The 21511-nt window shown below is 46.7% G+C and carries 18 protein-coding genes; 4 read left to right on the plus strand and 14 right to left on the minus strand.

Annotation, left to right across the window (positions count from 1 at the left end; all coding sequences use genetic code 11):
- Positions 1 to 9: 9 nt before the first annotated feature.
- The 10 genes from G395_RS0105285 to G395_RS0105330 form a co-directional block, all read right to left on the minus strand.
- Positions 10 to 2706, minus strand: coding sequence for a PQQ-dependent sugar dehydrogenase (locus G395_RS0105285; RefSeq protein WP_229203993.1), 2697 nt, complete (start codon positions 2704 to 2706; stop codon positions 10 to 12).
- Between the two features lie 104 nt (positions 2707 to 2810).
- On the minus strand, positions 2811 to 4412 hold the full coding sequence (locus G395_RS0105290; RefSeq protein ID WP_026629113.1) for a RagB/SusD family nutrient uptake outer membrane protein: 1602 nt from the start codon (positions 4410 to 4412) through the stop codon (positions 2811 to 2813).
- A gap of 43 nt (positions 4413 to 4455) precedes the next feature.
- Positions 4456 to 7953, minus strand: coding sequence for a SusC/RagA family TonB-linked outer membrane protein (locus G395_RS0105295; protein WP_026629114.1), 3498 nt, complete (start codon positions 7951 to 7953; stop codon positions 4456 to 4458).
- A 152-nt stretch (positions 7954 to 8105) separates the two neighbouring features.
- On the minus strand, positions 8106 to 9053 hold the full coding sequence (locus G395_RS0105300; protein WP_211237746.1) for a FecR family protein: 948 nt from the start codon (positions 9051 to 9053) through the stop codon (positions 8106 to 8108).
- 109 nt (positions 9054 to 9162) lie between these two features.
- Positions 9163 to 9720: an RNA polymerase sigma-70 factor gene (locus G395_RS28645; protein ID WP_169720002.1), complete on the minus strand. Its 558-nt coding sequence runs from the start codon at positions 9718 to 9720 to the stop codon at positions 9163 to 9165.
- Positions 9721 to 9774: 54 nt separating this feature from the next.
- Positions 9775 to 10284, minus strand: a complete 510-nt coding sequence (locus tag G395_RS28650; protein ID WP_051350006.1) for a DUF4198 domain-containing protein — start codon at positions 10282 to 10284, stop codon at positions 9775 to 9777.
- Between the two features lie 166 nt (positions 10285 to 10450).
- Complete coding sequence (locus tag G395_RS28655; RefSeq protein WP_084439407.1) at positions 10451 to 11410, minus strand: phytanoyl-CoA dioxygenase family protein; 960 nt, start codon at positions 11408 to 11410, stop codon at positions 10451 to 10453.
- A gap of 290 nt (positions 11411 to 11700) precedes the next feature.
- The gene (locus G395_RS0105320; RefSeq protein WP_026629116.1) at positions 11701 to 12129 is read right to left on the minus strand and encodes a hypothetical protein; all 429 of its coding nucleotides are present in this window, start codon (positions 12127 to 12129) and stop codon (positions 11701 to 11703) included.
- Positions 12130 to 12207: 78 nt separating this feature from the next.
- Positions 12208 to 12708, minus strand: a complete 501-nt coding sequence (locus G395_RS0105325; RefSeq protein ID WP_026629117.1) for a hypothetical protein — start codon at positions 12706 to 12708, stop codon at positions 12208 to 12210.
- A gap of 18 nt (positions 12709 to 12726) precedes the next feature.
- Entirely contained in the window at positions 12727 to 13542 is an 816-nt protein-coding gene (locus tag G395_RS0105330) for a hypothetical protein (protein WP_026629118.1), read from the minus strand.
- A gap of 204 nt (positions 13543 to 13746) precedes the next feature.
- Here G395_RS0105330 and G395_RS0105335 point away from each other — a divergent pair, with 204 nt between their 5' ends.
- Positions 13747 to 16014 carry a penicillin-binding protein 1A gene (locus tag G395_RS0105335; protein WP_026629119.1) on the plus strand — a complete coding sequence of 756 codons (2268 nt, stop codon included), beginning with the start codon at positions 13747 to 13749 and terminating at the stop codon, positions 16012 to 16014.
- Positions 16015 to 16036: 22 nt separating this feature from the next.
- Here G395_RS0105335 and G395_RS28660 read toward each other — a convergent pair whose 3' ends face one another.
- A complete protein-coding gene (locus G395_RS28660) occupies positions 16037 to 16309 on the minus strand; it encodes a DoxX family protein (protein ID WP_051350008.1) in 273 nt (90 codons plus the stop codon).
- A 53-nt stretch (positions 16310 to 16362) separates the two neighbouring features.
- On the opposite strand from G395_RS28660, the gene G395_RS31555 reads away from it, so the two are divergent.
- Complete coding sequence (locus G395_RS31555) at positions 16363 to 16473, plus strand: winged helix-turn-helix transcriptional regulator (RefSeq protein ID WP_084439412.1); 111 nt, start codon at positions 16363 to 16365, stop codon at positions 16471 to 16473.
- A gap of 282 nt (positions 16474 to 16755) precedes the next feature.
- The gene (locus tag G395_RS0105350; protein WP_157486551.1) at positions 16756 to 17742 is read left to right on the plus strand and encodes a hypothetical protein; all 987 of its coding nucleotides are present in this window, start codon (positions 16756 to 16758) and stop codon (positions 17740 to 17742) included.
- Positions 17743 to 17831: 89 nt separating this feature from the next.
- Here the strand turns inward: G395_RS0105350 and G395_RS0105355 are convergent, their stop codons facing one another.
- The 3 genes from G395_RS0105355 to G395_RS31975 form a co-directional block, all read right to left on the minus strand.
- Positions 17832 to 18725 carry a dihydrodipicolinate synthase family protein gene (locus G395_RS0105355; protein WP_026629121.1) on the minus strand — a complete coding sequence of 298 codons (894 nt, stop codon included), beginning with the start codon at positions 18723 to 18725 and terminating at the stop codon, positions 17832 to 17834.
- A gap of 65 nt (positions 18726 to 18790) precedes the next feature.
- Positions 18791 to 19288 (minus strand): cupin domain-containing protein, encoded by a 498-nt coding sequence (locus G395_RS0105360; protein ID WP_035360412.1) that lies wholly within the window; start codon positions 19286 to 19288, stop codon positions 18791 to 18793.
- Positions 19289 to 19407: 119 nt separating this feature from the next.
- The gene (locus G395_RS31975; RefSeq protein ID WP_026629123.1) at positions 19408 to 19809 is read right to left on the minus strand and encodes a hypothetical protein; all 402 of its coding nucleotides are present in this window, start codon (positions 19807 to 19809) and stop codon (positions 19408 to 19410) included.
- A 236-nt stretch (positions 19810 to 20045) separates the two neighbouring features.
- Between G395_RS31975 and pdxR the strand changes: the two genes are divergently transcribed.
- On the plus strand, positions 20046 to 21464 hold the full coding sequence (pdxR, locus tag G395_RS0105370) for a MocR-like pyridoxine biosynthesis transcription factor PdxR (protein ID WP_026629124.1): 1419 nt from the start codon (positions 20046 to 20048) through the stop codon (positions 21462 to 21464).
- Positions 21465 to 21511: the final 47 nt, after the last annotated feature.

Below are 21511 nucleotides of genomic sequence, written 5' to 3' on the forward strand. Positions count from 1 at the left end.
ATTAAATGTTCAATTTTCGAAATACATCCAGTCTATATGAAACAGCGGGCCTTTTTTATTTTCATTTTTAAAAACAAAAAACAGATCGTGAATGCCACTAGACGCTGTAACGGGCATCATTAACTCTTTCCAATCCGTTTTCGGATCAGCGACTTTTCCTTCCGGCACTGTTAAGCTGCCCAGCAGCAAGCCGTCTTTCGAGCCTTGCCGCATTTCAATTGTGCCGCCAATGCCTTGTTCCTGAATGCGGAACCGGATTTTTTTAATGTGGTTGAGGTCAATGGCATTGAAACGGGTGTACTTACCGTGCGTAATGTGCGAGATGTAAGAAATGTATCCTGTGTTCTTGGTGGCAATCACCACATTCACATTGCCTTCATGGTAATCTTCCAGCTGAATCAGCGGGTTTTTGAGCACAATGTGGCTGGCCGTTTTCAGCGATTCGATCCCGTTGGCGCCTTTGTCTGCATATGAGGCCTGTAAAACGTAAGCGCCTTCATTTCCTTTTCCGATATGCTCTGTAAGCTTCATGTTATTCGAAAGGGGCGTTTTTTGGGATTCCTGCCCTATTGATAAAATATAAGCCGCAATTTCCTTCGCATTCGTTTCGGATAGATCCGCATGCGGCGGCATCGGGTATGATCCCCAGTTACCACTTCCGCCGGTGATGATCTTGCGTGCGAGAAGCGCATCGGCACCTTCCTTACCAGTATATCTTTTTGCGATTTCCTTTAATGCTGGCCCGATTGATTTGGTTTCCGGCGTGTGACAGGCCTTACAGTCTAGCGAAGCGTACAACTTAGCGGTGCTGGCATAACGGAGATCGGTTTCTCCATCGGATGTCATGGCACCGGCGAGATCTTTTCCGTAGGGCAGGTAATTAAAGCTTACTTTTACACGCTGCTGATCAACATTCCCGTCTTCCTTATCGCTCACTTTTACCTGGTAGTCAAATGCCGAATGATCCCAATAAAAGCTGCGGTTTGCTTTTGTCGCTATCGTCACGTCAGGCGGCGTATTGCCTACTTTGACCTGAGTGGTGGCTGTTCCTTTGCCGCCATTCTGGTCGGATACGGTTAATACCACATTGTAAGTTCCGGGCTTACTGAATGTATGTCTCAGTTCTTTTCCGGCAACGGTTTTGCTGCCGATTTTCCAGGCATAGGAAAGCTTGTCGCCGGCGTCAAAATCTTTCGAATCATTGGCCGACAACGCAACAGTAAGCGGGGCCGCTCCTATTGTCTTGTCGATCTTTAACGAAGCGACCGGATTGCGGTTACCTTCCGAATATTCAACCCGGATGATACCTGAATCCGTGTTTCTTGCAAACCAGTTCGTTCCATATGCCAGCAGGTAAACGGCGCCGTCCGGAGCGATCTGCATGTCCATGGGCGCTACCACTTTCAGCTGCGGCAGCAAAGGCTCCATACTTACATAATTGCCCTCCTGATCCATTGTCACAGCCATTATCCATTTCCTGATCCAATCGTAGATAAATAGCTTCCCGCTGTAATAATCGGGCAATTTATAGGGAGCATTGGGGTAAAGATCACTGTAATACACCGGCCCGGCCATGGCGCTTGCTCCTCCTTTTTCCACCAACGGCCACTTTTTGGAGGGACCTTTACCATACCAGATGAATGCAGGCTGGGCGGCTGGCAGCTCTTTTACTCCCGTATTATTCGGCGAATCATTGACCGGGCGTTTCGGATCTTTTCCGGGGCCTTCTTTTTTTGTTTCAAAATCATAGTCCGGGAAAACCTCGTTATCACCCAGGAAATAGGGATATCCGAAAAAGCCCGGCTTGCGTGCCTGATTGATCTCGTCGTAGCTCAGCTTCCCTTCACTGGCCGGCACTTCGGTGTCCGGGCCCACATCTCCCCAATATACATACTTGGTTTTAGGGTCCACCGACATTCTGAATGGATTTCTTACCCCCATTGCAAAAATTTCGGGCTTGCCGAGTGAACCGTCTTTCGGAAACAAATTGCCGTCAGGAATACTGTAAGTTCCATCTGCTTCCGGCTTGATGCGCAATATTTTTCCACGAAAATCATTGCTGTTAGCCGTCGATGCCTGATCGTCCGCCAGTTCTCTTCCCGGCCTTTCATCGATCGGGTTATGCCCTTCTATTTCTTCTGCATTGGTATTATCCCCTATTGACAAATACAAAAGCCCGGCAGCGTCGAATGTGAGATAACCGGCTGAATGACAGCAATACTGTCGCTGGGTCGGCACTTCCAGCAGCACCTTTTTAGATTCCTGTATCAACTTACGGTCTTTCAGTTCAAAACGCGTTAACTGACTGACGTGCCTATCGCCGCCTACGCCGTAGTAGAAATATATCCAGTTGTTATTCTTGAAATCAGGGTCCGCCGCTACACCTAGCAAACCATCCTCAATGCCGCTGAAAACATTGAACTGGGAGATCGTCGAGAGTTCTCTGGTCTTGTTATCAAAATAACGGACAGCACCTTTTCTTTCCGCAACTACAATGTCATAATTAGGTAAAATGGCCATTTCCATCGGCTCGTCTAAGCCCGAAACAACCGTCGTATAGGTAAACCGGCTCGAATCCGGTCCATTGACCGGAACGGATGGTCGGGCATCAACAACCCCGAACAACGGTTTTTCTTTCTTGGAAACAGAGGCAATGCTTAACAGGCCGATCGACAGCAGCCCGCTCAAATACAAGATTTTTTTCACTTGAAACATATTAGTATGTTACTGATGAGTCCGATACGCTGGACTAATGTACGAATTCAGGCATACAGACTTGCCACATTTTTAGCATGGCAAGTCTGTAACTTCTAATAATTTGGATTTTGCGTGATAGAACCGCCTGACCTGTCTATCTCGATTTGCGGAACAGGAAAAATCTCGTTTTTGCCTGCTGTGAAATTTCCGCCTTTGCCATTAGACCCAGGTTTCAGCGCATAGGATTTCATGGTTGGGACCAGCGTATTCCAGCGGATAAGATCAAACAGGCGATGATATTCCATAGCGAGCTCCACGCGGCGTTCGTGGCGGACTGCCTTGCGCAGATCGTCGGTTGCTTTCACATCCGGCAAAGCCTTTGCGGCAATGCTGGTAACCCTTGACACGGCTTCCACGTCTTTTCTCATGCTGCCCGAAGCACGCTTGCGAACCTGGTTGATATAGTCTGCGGCTTCGGCTTTGCTGCCTCCGCTTTCAATCAATGCTTCTGCGTACATGAGGAGCACATCGGCATAGCGGATCGGGTGATAAGTCCATGCATCATTTCCCCAACCCTGGCCACGCCGGATCTCCGGAAGATACACTTTCCTGTTGTGGTAACCCGTGTTAGGATAGGTTGAAAAATCCAGGACTTCTTTCGTTCCGTTTACTTTTGGAAATACATCACCAGGCTGGATTACGGTAAAGAGTAAACGCGGATCACCTGGTTCAAATTCTTTTACCAGGTCCTGCGTAGGCATATCAAAGCCCCAGCCGCCGGTTGCTCCGCGAGGCGAACAATATACGGGTGTCGTGCTTCCGTTGATGGGTATAGCAGGATCATCTCCCATAATAATGGAAAACACGGCTTCCTTAGTCTTGTAGCCATGTTCCAGAAAAATTTCCTGGAATTGTGGGTGCAATGCAAATGCTTTGGAGTCGATCACTTTCTTGGCTGCGTCGCGGGCTTTTGCATATAATGCAGGGTCGTCTTTCGCGAAAAACAAATAACTGCGCGCCAACAATGCCAGCGCAGCTTCCCTCGTCGCTCTTCCGATCTCGCCGGGCTGAATGCTCGTGGCCGAAAGCATGGCAGGGTCACTGCTAACTGCCAGCAGTTCCGACTCGATAAATGCAAATATCTCTTTGCTCGAAGCGCGGTTCAGCTTTGTACGGTCATCCACTGTCAGCGTTTTTGTCACCAACGGCACGCCCCCGAAAACTTCGGCAAGCTCAAAGTAAAACATCGCTCTCAAAAACCGGATTTCGTCCAGATAGCGGTTCTTCAAGGTCTCATCCAGCGGCGCTCCGCTCGCATCGATCAGATCTGCTTCGGGCAATTTTTCCAATGCTACATTGCAATTACCGATGGCATTGTAACGTGCTGTCCAGTAACCCATAAGCGTTTCATTGGATGCGATCGCGCGGCCGAAACCCAGGTCGGTCACGAACGGACGGTCACCTGCATCCGAGCCGCCTTTGTCGCTGTCGTCGGTGGTCATATTGCCCAATTCTGCGCGCGCAGCTTCGTAACCCCAGAAATCGTAAAATCCGCGGTAACAGGTGATCAGTGATTTGAAACCTGCATCTGGTGATTTGTAAAATGTTTCGTCAGTCAGGTTACCCGGCGGGGTGCGGTCTAAGAACTCATCGGAGCAGGATGTGCCGGTCATAACCAGGCACCAAACAAGCATAACGAATGATAATTTTTTCATATTTTCTATTCCTGTTTAAGAATATATTCGAGAGTGGATCTATTTAAAATTTCGCATTGATACCAAACATCCAGGTGCGCGCTTGTGGGAAATATCCCTGGTCGATACCCATCAACTTAGGGTCTGTCGATCCCATTTCAGGATCAAGTCCGCTGTATTTGGTAATGGTAAAAAGGTTTTGAGCGCCTACATACAACCTCATCTGCTTGGTCCTAACCTTTTGTAAAAGCCCTGCCGGAAGGCTGTAACCCAGCTGTAAGTTTTTCATCCGCATGTAAGATCCGTCTTCCACAAAATAAGAGGACACATTTGTATTAAGACCCGCATTTTGCGAAATCTTATAGTATTCGTTTGTGCTACCCAGGCCATTCCACGCTTTTTCAAGAAAGCCTTTCGGTGCATTGTACCAGCCTGTTCCAGCCTCGGTGTCGTAACGCAGAATGTTCATGACGTCATTTCCCTGAGAACCCTGGATGAATGCACTCAGGTCAAATCCTTTGTAAGCTGCATTCAGCGTAAATCCATAGATGAAATCCGGCCATGGGTTCCCGATTTTGGTGCGGTCGTCTGCATTCAGGATATTGTCACCATTTATGTTGCGGAAACGGATGTCGCCCGGGGAAGAAAGCCCTTTTTGCGGACTTGCATTCACCTCGTCCTGTGTTTGGAAAATCCCGTCTGTCAGCCAGCCCAGGTAATAACCCACTGGCATGCCCTCTTCTGTTTTGCTGATCGTTTCGCCAAGGTGGGCTGTTGAATAGATCGGCTCTCCGCCGCCCAGTGTCGTTACTTTGTTGGTAAAAGTCGAGAAAGTGGCCTTAATGCCATACTGGAAATCACCGACTGCATTGTCATATCCAACTGCAAATTCCCAGCCTTTATTCACCATTTTACCTGCATTTGACCAGGGCGAGTTGGGATATCCCAGCGTGGTCGGCAATGGGACGATAAGAAGCATGTTATCGATTGCCTTATTGAAATAATCAGCAGTGAAATTGATCTTACCATCAAGAAATGCAAGATCAAGACCCAGATCAGTTTGCGTAGAGGTTTCCCACTGCAGCATAGCATTCCCGATGCTGCTCCGGCCTGCACCCAGGTAAGCGGTCGTATTATTACCAAAGAGATAGCGGCCGTTGTTTCCATATGTCGAAAGATAGGCGCCGTTAGAAACATTCTGATTTCCTATCATACCATAGCTCGCCCGCAGCTTTCCGCTCGTCAGCCATTTCGGAGCGGCGTCTTTGATAAAGGTTTCCTGCGTGAAATTCCATGCGGCGGAAACGGAAGGGAAAGTCCCCCAGCGGTAATCTTTCGCAAAGCGTGAAGTTCCGTCACGGCGTACATTGGCGGTCACAACATAACGACCTCCATATGAATAGCTAACCCTTCCGAAGAATGAATTCAGCGCATTGGAATAAGTGTAACCTGAGGCAGCCGGATTGATCGTGGCGGAGTTGATGATCCGCATATCAGGGTCGTTGTTAACCACGCCTTGCTTGGAAGCGCCGTATTCGAGTCCTTTTGTCTGCTCTGCGGATGTCCCCACCAGCGCATTAACCCGGTGCTGTCCCCATATCTGATCAAAAGCCAGCGTATTTTCCCAGACAAAGTAATTGGACCAATACGAATAGTTGCTCACCGTATTGTATGTGCTGTAATCATATCCGTTGAGATAATACTGCGGCGTAAATCCGTTCGACAACGCACGGTTGATGTCCAGACCAAAATTACTCCTGAATTTAAGCGGCTCAATGATTTTTACTTCCAGGTTGGCGCCGCCTTTCAGACTGATCCCTTCCCAGATACTCTGGCGCATTCTTTCAATCTGACCAACCGGGTTGGGCTTGTTTGAGTAAAGTACACCTGCATATTTTGAAAAAGGATTGCTGGCATCATAATTCTGCATGATCGTCTGGTAAAAAGAAGGGACATTGGTAAGGTTATCCCTGTAAACAGGCGTGATCGGATCGGCGGTCATGGCGCTGAAAATGGTCCCTGAAAAAGGATTGTTCTCATCAATGTTCCGGCGGCTTTCGTACACGACAGCAATGTTGCTTCCCAGCCGCACGCGCTCATTGATATCAGCATTCACATTGTTTCGCCACGAAATACGGCGATAGTCCGAGCCGCGCACGATGCCTTTCTGATCCATGTAACCTACCGATGAGGCAAAATCCACTTTCCTGCTTCCACCCGAGACAGTGATGTTATAACTCTGCACGGGCGCATTTTTCTGCGTGATATATTTCCACCAGTCGGTGCCCTCCGGGCCCGTGTTGGCGCGAACAAATGCCAAAGCCTCTTCCTTCATCGCAGGGGAAATCGGGAGATTCACGCCCACCGCCTCGGCAGCACGGTTTTTATAGGTGATAAATTCCTCTGCATTAAGCATCTGCGGACGTTTCCAGGGCGATTGCAGCCCATAATAGCTATCAAAAGAAACATTAACGGATTCAGATTTGCTTCCTCTTTTGGTCGTGATAATCACCAGGCCATTGGATGCACGCGATCCGTAAATAGCAGCAGCAGAAGCATCCTTGTGAATGTCCATCGTCTCGATGTCATTGGGGTTCAACCAGCCGATCCCGCTTTGCGGAAGGCCGTCGACAATGTACAAGGGCTCATTTGAATTATTGATCGAACCGATTCCTCGGATCCTCACCACACCGGCAGATCCCGGACTGCCGCTGCTTTGCGTCACCATTACCCCGGCAGCCTTTCCCTGCAATGCATCGGACGCGGTGCGAAGGGGCATATTCTGAATTTCGCTTCCGCCCACCGACGACACCGCGCCAGTGATATCTTTTTTGGAAACAGAACCATAACCTACCACGACCACTTCCGACAGTGCTTTCGAATCCGCAGACAGCTTCATATCCATGACCGATCTGCCATCCACAGGAAGTTCCGAGGAAAGGTAGCCGATGAAAGAAAACACAAGCGTTCCGTCCTCAGGAACATTGGACAGCGTGTAATGACCTGTGTTATCGGTCGTTGTTCCGTTGCTTGTATTCTTGACAATGATGCTCGCTCCCGGCAATGGCTCGCCCGTGACTGCATCAGCAACAACACCTGACACTGTCAATGCTACCGGATTGGCTCTGGTGCCGCGTGCGGAAGCCAGTGCATTGGATTGGGAATGCTGAATGCGCGAAGTCTTCTGATCCTTTTCCGATTGCTGCCCTTCCCTGTCTTCGATTTCTTCCTTGGTGTAAATTACATAGAAGTTGTCTCTCAATTTCCGGAAGGCCAGCTTGTTCGGTTCCAGAATCCTTTTCAGGTAAGATTCGAGGGACGAAGCTTTTCCCGAGTCCTTAATTGTAATACCGGCTACGTACCCGGAATTGTACAGAAAAGATACATTGAATTGCTTTTCGAGGTCCCTCAGTTTACTTTCCAGCGTGACGGCTTGCTCAGGGTTGCTTTTTGGAGCATTGACATTGTCCACCCGCGAGAGCGCAACGGACTGCGCGGTTGCCTGCGCCAGGAAGCAACTGCAAAGCGCAAAAAGTTTGAGTGTAATAATTAATCGTTTCATAGGCAAAGGCTGCAAAAGGGTTTGTTTTAAGTAAGGAATTTGTTCAATCACAAGCATATAATTCTGCGTTGTGAATGTATAGTAACATTTCCTCCAACCTACCGCCATTTCAGCGTGAAATTTTTAAAAAATAAGTGCGGTAACGGTCCTGCTTATCTTTTCCGATCTGTAATTGTCAATTCTTTTCCGTTCTGGGCTATGATAACGCCCGACGCTTCGGCGATGCCCTGGATCAGGATTTCAATGTTGTCTGTCGGCACCGAGCCGGTGATTTTGCGGGTAAGCAGTTCGGGTGTTTCTGCTTGGATTTTAAAGTCGTAAGTGTCTTCCAGGATGAGCGACACTTCTTGCAGGGTAGTATTATTAAAAATCAGCTTATGCTCCTTCCAGGCTGAATATACGGACGTCTCCACTCTTTCACGGACATAATCGGAAGGATTACCGGCGAATTTCACCATTTCTCCGGGCTTCATAATCAGCGTCTCATTTTCATCATCATTCAAATTGCATTGCACCTTACCCTGGTCGAGGACAATGCGCGTTCCGCTTTTTCGGTTAGCCACGGTAAACTGTGTCCCGAGGACATCCAGGCTGAAATCTTCCCCGGTACGGACCCGGAATTTCCGGTTGTCTTTGGTATGGATTACTTTGAAATAGGCTTCGCCTTTCAGGTTAATTTCGCGAAGCTGTTCGTTCCCCCAGTTTGAGCGATAGGTAATTTCCGAGTTCCCATTCAGCGTCACTTCCGAACCATCGGGCAGCATTACGGTGCGCACCTCGCCGTAACCCGCTTGCTCGCGGATCATTCCAGTCTGGCTGAAATAATAGTATAAACCTGCACCCGCCATAACAACAAGCAGAATAGAAGCTGCAACCCGCAGCATTCTTGTAAATAATGTACGTCTGGGCCATTGGATCGGGTGCAGATTTTCCTGTTCTAATGCAGTTTGGATTTTTTCAAACATTTTCGCTTCCAGGGCAGGCAATGCCCTTTCCGATAGGCGTTCCGTGAAATCGGGCTGGCTTTCGTAAGTCATATACCATGCTTCCAGCTCCGCCTGTTCTTCGTCGGAAGCTATCCCTACTCCCTGTCTTTCCAATAAATATTGTAACCGCTCCCTATTCATTGATGATCAAACTTCTTTAATAGTTGTTAGTAACATTCAAGCCTGACTTCCGTCATTCAATCCCTGCTTTTTTTAGCATAACCTACTCAAACCCGCTCTCTGCCAGCAAGATGAGGATCAATATAAAATCCTTCAAATTGGCCCGGATGATCTTGATCGCCTTGCCCATCTGCTTTTCCACGGTATCGACGGGGATATTTAATCGCAATGAAATCTCTTTATAGCTCAGGTTTTCACGACGGCTGAGCTGATATACTTTTTTGATTTTTTCGGGCAGGTTTTCGATGCTTCTGGCCAATGCGCCGGCAAGCTCTTCGTAGTACAGGCTGTCTTCAATGTAATTTTTTTCAATCTCCTGCGTGTTAGTGAGATGGTCTAGATACGCATTCCGGATTTTTCTCGAACGGATGAGGTTGTATACACGGTAACGAAGTGCACCGAAGAGATACGCTTCCATTGACAACGTAATGATAAGCGTTTCCCGTTTCTCCCAGATGTCGATAAAAATCTCCTGAATAATTTCTTCACATTCCTCTCTCAACAGCAAGCGTTTGTAAGCCGAATCGAACAATCGTCGCCAATACTTTTTATAGAGCTCGGCAAAAGCATTCCTGTCGCCTTGCCGCAAACGGTAAAGCAAATCTTCTTCTTGCCGGTGAGGGTTGTCTGGATCGATGATGTCGGTGATGTCTCGTTATTCCTGAAAGCCAAATGTATAGCTTCCCCAGTAGCTTTTTCCTACCTGTATCAACGTCTTCACGCATCGCTGATACATTTCCCTTCCCGCTTCCAAAGTATCCTTTCGTTGCTGCCGAAGCTTCGCTACATGATCCAGACCTTCGGTACGGAGATAGTCATTGAATTGCAAAGCTTCGAGCTCGATGAATTTGCTGGTGTTATTGAATGCGATCAGGTGACTGCCTTCCGTAGAAAAGCTTAAATCGAGACTACTCAGACTATCCCCATATACCTGGCTACTGACATCCTCCTTCTTACCCTGAGCGAAATGGTCCAGCTTAACAATCTTATATTTATGCCCGTTCGAATGTTCCCCCGTGTAATCTTCACCCACCATCAGGTCAATGCGGACTTTTTCATTTTTTTCGAGCCAGAATTTCACAGGCTCCAGCCAGAATTCATGTGCAAATGCAAGCGAGCAAAAAAGCAGTAGGCTGCTTAGGGGAAGGAGTTTTTTGATTTTCATATAAGTTTGTATCAACCATAAAATAACAACAAAAAGCCCGAAGGAATCTATTATCCCTCCGGGCATTTTTGTTTAAATAAGCTAAACAGTAGGCTTCCAGCCGTTTTGGTAGCTTGTCCACCATAACCTTATAGCTTTGGCAGGTAACCATATCCAGTTATAGATTTCATCTATTGATCATTTTCCTGGCCCACTGCCGGAAGTTGGCGGGGATCAGCTTTCGCATAATTCCTTCCGGCAAATACAGTTTGTAGGAGTAGCCAACGTATTTAATCGGGGTTCCTAAATAATTGCTCTGAACCTCTTTCCCGGTTGATATATCCATGACCTTTTGTATTGAAATCCTTTCCAAAGCCATGTCTGTTTTCATCGGCCTGTAATAGGCGCAATTTTCAAAATAAAAGTGATTTACCTGCGTATATCTTGTTGAGCCCGGCACCGTAATTTTTTCTCCTCCATGCAGCAGGTTTGCCGACCAGATTAATGCCTGGCCTTTTTTTAAATTCAGCACTTTCTTTTCTAAATGTTTCTGCACCACCAGCTGCTCAATGAAGTCTTCATAACGTGCATAATAATTGGCTAGCATATCCTCAATGGATTCGCTGGTTGAACCTTTAATCCCTAAAATGGAGAGGTCATAAAAAGGCAACCGATGGCTTGCGGGATAATAGTGAAGCGGCCCGTTTCCATCATGAACATCTTCCAAAGCTACCCACACACCGGCTAAGTAACGCTCCGGAACAGAATTGAAGTGAATTGAATCACTATGCGTCCGCTGCTGACTTCCCGTTGAAAAGTTGAGTGTTTGAAATGGAATAGGTCTTCTTCCGTACAGTATCTGTAATATTTCTAAAACCCGGGGAGCCGTTGCAATTTTTTTGACTGCGTCATGATCTTTCCAGGAATCCTGGAGGCGGTTTGTATTATGTGTTGCAAAGTCGGGTTTTACCTGATCAATGGCCCGATCTATCAAAGCTTCGTCGATCTGCGGGTCGATAATTACATAACCATATTCGGAGTAGAAACGGATCATTTCCTTCGTTTCTTTATCAAAATCTGACCTATCGAGCTCTGCCTCAAAAAAGGGGGATTCCACCCAGGGAATTTGCATTTGTAAAGAGGACATATGATTATGTAGAAAAAGTGTTTCTTAGTTCCGACTATTTAGTTACCGTTAATGAATCTAAACTTCTTTCCGGCAAAAACTCCGGAACTATTCTACTATAAATCGTTTTGCAATCTCTCAGATCTGATCAAATGTATTATCAAATATATTTATTGTATCTTATGGTTACCAGAAAATATTTATAAATGATTCAAATTTACCGTTAAGTAAATTTATTTTAATTTATTAAACGCAATGTTTGGTTTTTAACTAAAATATGGGGTGCTAAGCACGAAATAATTAAGGCGGTTTTACTGCCGAATAAATTTAAGCTTCATATTTACGGGCTCACAATAGGTCAGGATCATTTCATCTCCTGTTTGTTCAATATTCCATGTGGCGCAGCCAATACAATCAACAGTCATACAAACATTATTGACCGGTATTTCTGCCTTCGGTTTTACTTCAAACAGCACGCCGTTCACATAGTATGCATCCGGTGCGCAGCATAAAGGCAAACCTTTTCCATCGAGTACCACTCCATCGAACCTAAAACTGATATAAGTCGGTTCGCCATCGACAGGGATCCAAACTTTTTTCCCATCGACCGTTTTCTCGTAAGCGGTCTGTTTCCAGGTATCCGCAATGGCCGCAATTTCCGGTTCCGGTTCGGGATCATCCTTTTTACACGCAACCAAAGTAAGGGAGATCATCAGGGCAAAGAATAGCTTTTTCATCATGTATGGGCTTTTCTTTAAGGATGCTGGTTGAGCCTTTTTGGTTGGAACACCTATGAGGTGGTTGAGCAGGTTAGTTCGTTATTTCACACCAACTTGTACATTGGTTTTCGAGGTGCCGTGATCAATTACAACCTGATAAGTGTAATGATCCGGAAGCATTACCGTTTGCTGTTTCTGGCCGGACAATGGGAATTGGAGGATCGGGACGGCTTGTTTTTGCTCCGCATCCAACTCACTTTTAATGTAAACCTGAAATAGGTCGCCGGCTTTGTAATTTGTTTTGGAAAGGTCTACCGTGATTTCCTTTTGATATCCGGTCGCCAACCAGTCGGCATACCCGTTCGTATATTTTGTTCTGGGAAAAACAACCTGCAGATCGATCTGTTCTTGCCGGTAATTGGAAAGAAATGCACCTTGCGTATTCTTATCCAGGATTATCGATGGCGTAGTGATCTTAAATTGTTTGTGTGCGGCGCTGTAAAACTTGTTCTCCTGATCCCCGGTAAACCGTTCGCCCATGCCGACCAGGTCAATCGATAGCGGATCAATGCCGGAAACGTTTTTGAATTGTTCTGCCATTTTAATCCATTTATCATCCTACTTTTTTACAATATGCGCATATCCTGCTGCAACCAGGATCTTCGCTTTGGGATTGTTTTGCATAAACTTAAAAAGGTTGTCAGCCGAGACCTTTTCTCGCTGATTTGCGCAAACAAATGGCTCGGTCGATTCGCAGGTGGCGGTGTCATTGTCATAAGCGGCAATTGTAAAACCAAGCTTTTTGGCCTCTCTCAGCATTGCTCCAAAGGCCGGCTCCCTGGTATAGGTGCCGGTATTCTGGATCGGATATCCCCGCTCATTCAGCTGCGTGTCCTGATTCTCGAAATATGCTTCTACAAACAAAGTCCGAAATCCAAGGTCATAAAAATCTTTCAGTAAAGTGCGGATAAAAGCGCGGTGCTGCGGGCGATGGTGCGCTTCATTAAACATAACGACCTGCCTGTCGGCGCACCTTTTTTTAATGACCGCATTGGCAGGTTCAATCACAAAGTTCTCAGGGAATAAATAACTTTCCGGCTGTTTCTTCGAACTCAGTTGCGCCTCATATTTCAGTGCTCCCTTTATATCACCAGCATAAGATAAATAAGTCATCATCACCTGATTAAACATACTTTTCTCCATCGAATCTCTGTATGAACTTTCATATCGAAGAAGCATATCCACCGCCTGTTTATAACCATGCACGCCAATCACAGAATCGGCAAAATTGAATAGCTCGTAAGCCTTAGGGACCTGACTTGAATCTAATGTTGATTGGAAGTTAACTGGCGCTTTCTCAATGTTAGGCTTATTACTTAATATAAAAGAGAAATTCGCCAGACATAGACAGATGATGTATACAGTAGATTTCATATAGCGTTTATTTATATATTTAAGAAAGAATAAATATATAGGATTTTTTAATCTAATATCAGACCGCAATAGATTTACAGACTTTTTATATTAAAGGCCGACTCACAGCAAATCACGCAAGCGGCAAAAGATAAACGCCGATTTACCGTTTTTATATCAAATTGCGTGTCTGACTTCAAATTACCCATTCTACAAAACTTCGACATGATTGAATTTCAACCAGGCAAGTACAGACGCACGATCGTTAGGATCTGGAAAATTACCGGCATATCCACTGGCTTGGTCGTTTTTTTGATCCTTGCAGTTAGAGTTAATTTTTTGTGGCTTTTTGGCGGCATGCCGGATTTGAGCATGCTCGAAAATCCGCAGAGCGAACTCGCGTCGGAATTAATCTCGGAAGACGGTAAGTTACTGGGAAAGTATTTTTCCGAGAACCGGGTCCACATTGAATTTGATGAGCTTTCGCCGAATTTAATCCATGCGCTGATAGCCACAGAAGACGCTCGGTTCACCGATCACTCCGGCATAGACGGGCGTAGTATGCTGCGTGTGGCCAAGGGAATCGTAACAGGAAATGCCAGTTCTGGCGGTGGGAGTACAATTACCCAGCAGGTTGCAAAAAATCTCTTTGAAACACGGTCGAAGAAATATCGGGGTGTTCTTGGTGGCGTGCCATTGGTCAGCACGGGGATTATGAAGACCAAAGAATGGCTGTTGGCAGTGATTTTGGAGCGTAAGTATACCAAGAATGAAATTATGATGATGTATCTCAACACGGTGTCATTCGGAAATAACACATATGGGATTAAAGTTGCATCAAAAAGTTACTTTGGTAAAGAGCCGATTGATCTAACGGTGCCCGAGGCGGCCCTTCTGGTGGGAATGCTCCAAAACCCGTCTTTACACAACCCCCTAAGGCGACCCGAAAGTACGGCCAGACGCAGGAATGTGGTTATGTCTCAAATGGTAAAATATAACTACCTGGCTCCCGAAGATTACATTGCGTTTCAAGCAACGCCGCTAAGTCTCAAATTCAAACTGGATGGCCCCAATGCAGGTTCCGCTCCATATTTTCAGGAATCCATGCGTGGTTATCTGCAATCCTGGCTGACACTATACAATGAGGAACACGATACGGATCTGGATTTAAAAACCAGTGGTCTACGCATTTATACGTCTATTGATTCCCGTTTGCAAAAGCATATGGAAGTAGCAGTGACCGATCACATGCGTGAGCAGCAGAGATTGTTCGATGCACATTGGAAAGGTCGCAATCCATGGGCTTATCCTAATGGCCGCGAAATACCCGGATTTATAGAAAAGACCGTCGAATCACTGCCTCAATTCATCGCCTTGAAACGCGAATTAGGGGAAGCAAAAGCCTGGGAGGCAATGCGCAAGCCATATAAAATGCAGGTGTTTTCATACGAGGGAGAAAAGGAAATGTATATGAGTCCGATCGATTCGATCCGATATTACAAGCGTTTTCTGCACGCAGGAATGATGTCAATGGATCCCCGGAACGGGCACATTAAGGCATGGGTTGGCGGAATTAATTTCAAATACTTCAAATATGACCACGTTAAGCAGGGCCGCAGGCAGCCCGGCTCAACTTTTAAGCCCTTTGTGTATGTTTCAGCACTACAAAAAAACTATCTAACTCCTTGCGATCGTATCACGGACCAGCCTGTTGAAGGAAACTGGAACCCGCCGTCCAGCCAATATACCTATCAGCCACTTACACTTCGCCAGGCCCTCGGACAATCCGTGAATTCGATTAGTGCCAACATTATCCAGATGGTCAAACCGAATGTCGTTGCCGATTATGCGCACAAACTGGGCATTACCAGCCAGCTCGATGAAGTGCCTTCACTTTGCCTGGGTATCAGTTCTGTTTCCGTGTATGAAATGGTCAATGCGTACTGCTCGTTTGCCAATGGCGGCTACCGCACCGAGCCGCTCGCCATTTTACGCATTGAAGACAGGCACGGAAATGTTTTGCAAGACTTCCATCCGAAGCAAAACCAGGAGCTAAGCGATGTAATGGCCTATAATATGCTTTATCTGATGCGCGGCGCTGTCGAAGATCCGGGCGGAACCGCTGGCCGCCTTCGTTCTTATGGTATCACGGAAGGAAATGAAATTGCAGCCAAAACCGGTACAACACAGAATCATTCGGACGCATGGTTTATGGGTATGACACAAAATCTGGTCTCCGGTATTTGGGTAGGTGGCGAGAATATGCAGATTCATTTTAGAACCATGGATCTTGGCCAGGGAGGTCGCGCAGCATTACCGGCCTGGGGGCTTTACATGAAAAACGTTTACAACGACGGAACGCTGGGGCACTACAGGAAAGCGGCATTTACCAAACCCGATAATTTCACCGTTACTTGTGATGAAATTCAAAAAGATTCCACTGAAACCTACACCCCACCCTCTATTTCCGAAGACGAAGGTGCTTTGTTTTAAATAGGTCAATAAAAACTCAACCCTATGCCCGTTTCATCACGTATTTCCAAAGAAGTATCACCCCCGCAGCTACCAACATTACCACGAAATTGATCCCAAGTTGTGAAGTTTCTCCTCTTGAAACATGAAAAATAATTGCGCTGATCATTAACAGGATAATGCCGTAGCAGGTGTAAATGGTCAGGGCTGGCCATATGCGTAGTAACCGTGGAAAGATGATGCCGATTCCTGCCAGGGTGTCCGCGATTCCTGCAATTATTACAAGCATAGGGTTGTCTGCTGTCCAGGGCCACATTCTGGAGAGTTGCTCAGCGGGTGTAAAAAGTTTGACATACCCGGCCCATAAGAATGCCCACTGTTGAATATACCATCACCGATCACGGCAGATCGCTTGAAAATGTATTGGAAGGTTTGCATTACTGGGGCTTAAAGCACCGCGCTATGGTGATAGAACAATAAGCTACCGCCATACAAAGTTATTGTACACAAGCAACGTTTTAATTCTCATTAGGGGTCTAAGGGATACAAAGCAAAACAACATGCTTGATGCACCTTACTACTCCTGCTATTTCTATGGTTTCAGGCCGACGGTCCAATCCATGGAATACTTATAAAATTGTTTGTGTCCTATGGTTATTGATCATTGCGACCACTTTCCCCAAATACCTGGAAATCCTCACAGATCCTGCTCCTTCAACTACTTATGCCTATTATTTTGAGAAGATAAAGCATCCTTTCTCTGTGATAAAATCGGTAAATGAGAAGGATCATGCTTCAAAATTAGCGTTCAGGCTCACGGTACCGCTCCTGGCGAAAGGTTTTGGCATTGCCGCGAATGGACCTGGCAAGGACATAGTCTGGCTTTATATTTTTCAATCCCTGCTGCTTTATCCGTTTCTAATTATGTTAGCCGAGCTTGTATTCCGGTTTACCGATGAATTGCAGGGATGGATCTTCGTTATTGCATGCTCATTTACTTACCTCTGCAAAGCCTTTTTCTGGGATTATGATTTTTGGTTTGATGGCTATGCCTATTTTTTCATGCTGGCGGGCCTTTATTGCCGCAATCCGTATTTGGTTTTTGTGATGTTAAATCTGGCTTGTTGGACAGATGAGCGGGCGGTAATAGCATTGCCTGGCATACTCCTGTTTCACCTGCTGCAAGAAGCCAGATTTGAAATACCGAAAAAACTGGGTGACCTTTTCAAGCATATGCGCAGCCTCAGGCCTATTGCCACATTAGCTGCCGGAATCGTCTATGTTGTAATACGCCTTTTCGTTTCAGGCTATTTGAGTCTGAGCACTCCATATGGACAGGAAGCCGGCGTTAGTCTGGTTATGATACCCTATCAATTGGCGCACAGATTAATCGGAGTCTTCCTGACATTTGAAGGACTTTGGATAATGGTTTGCTTTGCAATTTATTTCTTAATTAAAGCAAAAAACACCATTGCTTTCGTCATTATCTTTTTACTATTATCACAAATAATCGTTGCTTATAGCGTGTTCGATATTACAAGAAGCCTAACGTATTCATTTCCATTAGTAATTGTATGCTTCGCAATATTTACTAAATACAATTTTGGTGAAAACATAAATAGTTTAACGATTGCGAGCGCATTATGCCTGTTTACACCAACCCAATTTTTAATTTTTTTCCCTAGACAAATCCCCATGACCGTTTTTTCCTGTCATGAATTGTTTACAATCCTGAAAAGCACATTATAACAATTGATTCAGTTTAATAAATGAATACATTATCCTGGTAAGGCACGCTGCATTGCTATCCAACATGAATAGTAACGGATGAATTGATTTCAATCGAATAAAATTTTGGTTTGATCGAGGATTTCACCCAGTTCAGCGGTTTCCGGGACAGTAAGCGGTTGAAGCGGCGCGCGCAGCTGGCCACCGTCCTCGCCCGTGAGCGTCAACCCAGCCTGAATGGCGCGCGGCAGGCCTTTGGCCACGATGAAGCGCAACAGATCCAGCTGCTGTAAAAACAAATGCCGGGCAGAAGCCAGATCATTGGCCAGGATTGCCTCATACAAACTTAAATTCAACTCCGGGATCAGATTCGGGGCTGCGGTACACCAGCCTTCGGCCCCGGCTGCAAATGCTGCCAATGCCAATGGGTTTGATCCATTGTAAAACGCGACCTCATCCCCCAGTTCCCTTTTCAGCAAATGCATCCGCTGCACATCGCCGGTGCTTTCTTTGATCATAGTCACATTGTCTATTTCTAAAAGCCTTTTCAACAAAGCAGGCGACATGTCGATCCCGCCGGTAGCGGGGTTATTATAAGCCATAATGGGGATCGAAATGCTGGATGCGACTTTGTCGTAGTGTTTTACAATCTCGTCATCGGTCAGCTTCCAGTAACTCATCGGGATGATCATTACAGCCGTTGCACCCGCTTTTTCGGCGAATTTTGCATGGTAAACGGTGCGTTCGGTCGTCAGGTTCGACACACCTACCAGCGTAGGCACGCGTCCTGCGACCTGCCGGATTGTGGCTTCCGTAATGGATTCTTTTTCCTGGTCTGTCAGATACGGCAGCACACCGGTGCTGCCCAGCGGCGCGATCCCGTGTGAACCGCTGGTAACCAGTCGCTCCACCAGCTTTTTGAACAGACTAAGATCCACGCGCTCATTCTCGTCGAAAGGCGTGATAGGATACGCAATAATACCATTAAATGGAACATTCTTCATTGAATTTGGAAGTTAAAAGTGAGAAGCCTTCCGGATGAAAGACCCGGAAGGGCTTCGTGAAAATGTTAGAGGTCTCTGCCTTCTTCTTCGCGCAGGGCCACGCCCAGGTTTTGCAGTTGGGGTGCGTTTTCGCAGGCAATGTATTTGGCGGGCTCAGCATCACTCATGTTTTGGTGCCGGTGCCAGGCCCAGGAAGGAATGTAGACGGCATCGCCCTTCTCCCATTCCACTTTTTCACCCTCTATTTCGGTAAAACCCTTTCCTTCCAGTACATATAAAACCGTCTCGTATGTATGCCGGTGCCTGTTGGTAAGCTGTCCCGGCAATAGCCCGCCAATGGTCATGCTGACGTTCTTGCTCGGCAGATCGACAAAGAAAACAGGGTGCTTACGCTCGGCCGAGAACTGGTTATGCTCGCCTGCATGCTCTACGTTTTTGTGGATCAGATAAGCAGGTTTCCGGTAATGCGGACGGGCAAAAGTCTGGTGGAAATCTTTGGAGCTAAATGGGGTTTGCTGCTCCACTTGTGCCGCAACTGCGGGTTCTATTTCTGGTGTAGTCATGATTGAAAGCTTTATAGTTAATTACTTATAATTCAGTCCCTATTTCACTTTGTAAGGCAGGGTAAGCTTGCCTGACAGTACACTATATACGTTGTAAACACCCAGCATCGGTTTGTCCATCAACATGCCGCCTTCCGGGGCCGACACTTGCATATAGCACTTCCGTCTGCATTTTCATCCCAAAGCGGGCTATCGTCAAAATCTGGGTGCGACGTGAGCGCCAGCGCCACAATGCCTTCGGTGGGACTGAAACCGATATCCTCGGCCTTTAATGTGGTTGGAAATACGTAGCCCAAAACCGGCGCCATATCCAGCTTTCCTACGGCTGTGGGAACTGTCTTTCCGGCTTTTCCCTCTACAATAATTTCGAATTCCAGCGAGCCGTATTTTTTGTTATGGATAACCTGCGCTGATTTGATTTTGAAATCTTTCGACTCTTCAAATTTCTTACAATGCTCGCAAGCGGATGCAGCCGTGAATGTAAATAAGGCCGCGAGGGTGAAAATGATTGACTTAGTCATTTTGTTGTGATATTAATTGCTCTGGCATCATTGCCGATCCAAACTTAGTAAGGAGTGTGAACGATGCTGGCTGGACCATTTCCATTTAAATATACTGGACTACCCGCGCTGCGCACGAGCTGCTGACATTTGCAGTCCAGGCTGTGATAGCAATCGTCACTTGCTTTTATCGCAACGAATCTATTATATTCCTGGCCTGCCGAACTTATATCATTGTCACAAAAACAACTAGTCCAATGCTGCGACCCTGGAAGCTGGAAATCCGCATCGATCCTGATGCTCCAAAAGCGATTTACCTGCAAATCGCCGATGCGATCATTATGGACATTCAGCGCGGCAGATTGAAAATTGGCGAAGCACTGCCGGGAAGCAGGATTCTGGCTGAAATGCTGGGGGTGAACCGCAACACGATCGTGGAGGCGCTCAACGTGCTGCTCAATGAGGAGTGGATCGTTTCAAAAGAGCGGAAAGGCACATTTGTAGCCGAAACGCTCCCTGTTTTTGCAAAACAACGAAAAGTGGAAATCACCACAACCAATGACAATGCTTGCAAGAAACACTTCCGGATCATTTTCGATGACGGCTATCCAGATAGCAAAATTGCGCCCGTAAATGAACTGGCGCGAGCCTATCGCCAGATCTTCAACCGGAATGCGCGGTGGCAGATGATGGGATACGGAAATGAATTTGGCAACCACGACTTCATTGAAGCCATTGTGCAAATGCTTAACCACCAGCGTGGTATGAAAGTCGGCAAGCATGCGCTGTGCGTTACCCGCGGCAGCCAGATGGCCATGTATCTGGCTGCGCAATGTTTATGTAAAAAAGGTGATCTCGTAATGGTAGAGAGTCCCGGCTATCAGCCTGCGTGGAGAGCGTTTGAAAATGCGGGTGCCGAACTGTTGCCTGTAAGCGTTGACCAGGAAGGGCTGATAATCACGGACGTGATCGCGCATCTGAAAGCGCACCGGCGCGTGAAAGCAATTTACATTACGCCGCACCATCAATATCCGACTACCGTAACGCTGAGCCTGCAACGCCGGCTCGAACTGATCCGCCTTTCCAACGAACACGGTTTCACCATCATTGAAGATGATTATGACAACGAATTCCACTTCGGCTACCGGCCCGTCCTGCCCGTTTGCAGCTTTGCCGAACTCCAAAATTACGTTTACATCGGAACAATGAGCAAGGTGGTTGCCCCTGCGCTGCGCATTGGTTACCTCGCCGCCAGCGATCCCGCATTGATGGAGAAAATCGGTACGCTGCGAAAAATCATCGACGTACAAGGCGACGGCATCATGGAGCAGGCTGTGCTGCAACTCATCCAGGACGGGACTATTAAAAGGCACATCAAAAAAGCCACAGGCCATTATCGCTCCAAAAGGGACTACACCCTCTCGCTGCTAAACACTTATATGAAAGAAAAGGCAGATTACATCGTCCCCGAAGGCGGCCTGGCATTCTGGATCCAGCCCAAGCGAATGCTTAACTGGCCGGAAATCAGCCAAAAAATGGCCCACAGCGGCATCAAAATCCTGGCACCGGATCATTTTGGAAGTGATCCGTCGATCAATGGGATCAGGCTGGGATATGGTTCGTTGTCAGAGAAAGATTTGAAAGAAGGGATCGCGCTTTTGTCGGTTTATTTTTAGTGGGGGGCTGTGTTTCCTAAATCCAATAATCAGTATGCCGATTAAGA

It is taken from the genome of Dyadobacter alkalitolerans DSM 23607, assembly GCF_000428845.1.
Classification (GTDB): domain Bacteria; phylum Bacteroidota; class Bacteroidia; order Cytophagales; family Spirosomataceae; genus Dyadobacter; species Dyadobacter alkalitolerans.

Bases quoted from the DNA above. Each gene is read 5' to 3' on its own strand.
- G395_RS28655 (WP_084439407.1), bottom strand. From the start codon at position 11,410: ATGTCCTCTTTACAAATGCAAATTCCCTGGGTGGAATCCCCCTTTTTT.
- G395_RS0105295 (WP_026629114.1), bottom strand. From the start codon at position 7,953: ATGAAACGATTAATTATTACACTCAAACTTTTTGCGCTTTGCAGTTGC.
- G395_RS28650 (WP_051350006.1), bottom strand. From the start codon at position 10,284: ATGAAAATCAAAAAACTCCTTCCCCTAAGCAGCCTACTGCTTTTTTGC.
- pdxR (WP_026629124.1), top strand. From the start codon at position 20,046: ATGCTGCGACCCTGGAAGCTGGAAATCCGCATCGATCCTGATGCTCCA.
- G395_RS0105355 (WP_026629121.1), bottom strand. From the start codon at position 18,725: ATGAAGAATGTTCCATTTAATGGTATTATTGCGTATCCTATCACGCCT.
- G395_RS31975 (WP_026629123.1), bottom strand. From the start codon at position 19,809: ATGACTAAGTCAATCATTTTCACCCTCGCGGCCTTATTTACATTCACG.
- G395_RS0105360 (WP_035360412.1), bottom strand. From the start codon at position 19,288: ATGACTACACCAGAAATAGAACCCGCAGTTGCGGCACAAGTGGAGCAG.
- G395_RS0105335 (WP_026629119.1), top strand. From the start codon at position 13,747: ATGATTGAATTTCAACCAGGCAAGTACAGACGCACGATCGTTAGGATC.
- G395_RS0105290 (WP_026629113.1), bottom strand. From the start codon at position 4,412: ATGAAAAAATTATCATTCGTTATGCTTGTTTGGTGCCTGGTTATGACC.
- G395_RS0105330 (WP_026629118.1), bottom strand. From the start codon at position 13,542: ATGAAATCTACTGTATACATCATCTGTCTATGTCTGGCGAATTTCTCT.
- G395_RS0105325 (WP_026629117.1), bottom strand. From the start codon at position 12,708: ATGGCAGAACAATTCAAAAACGTTTCCGGCATTGATCCGCTATCGATT.
- G395_RS31555 (WP_084439412.1), top strand. From the start codon at position 16,363: ATGCCCACTGTTGAATATACCATCACCGATCACGGCAGATCGCTTGAA.
- G395_RS0105320 (WP_026629116.1), bottom strand. From the start codon at position 12,129: ATGATGAAAAAGCTATTCTTTGCCCTGATGATCTCCCTTACTTTGGTT.
- G395_RS28660 (WP_051350008.1), bottom strand. From the start codon at position 16,309: ATGTGGCCCTGGACAGCAGACAACCCTATGCTTGTAATAATTGCAGGA.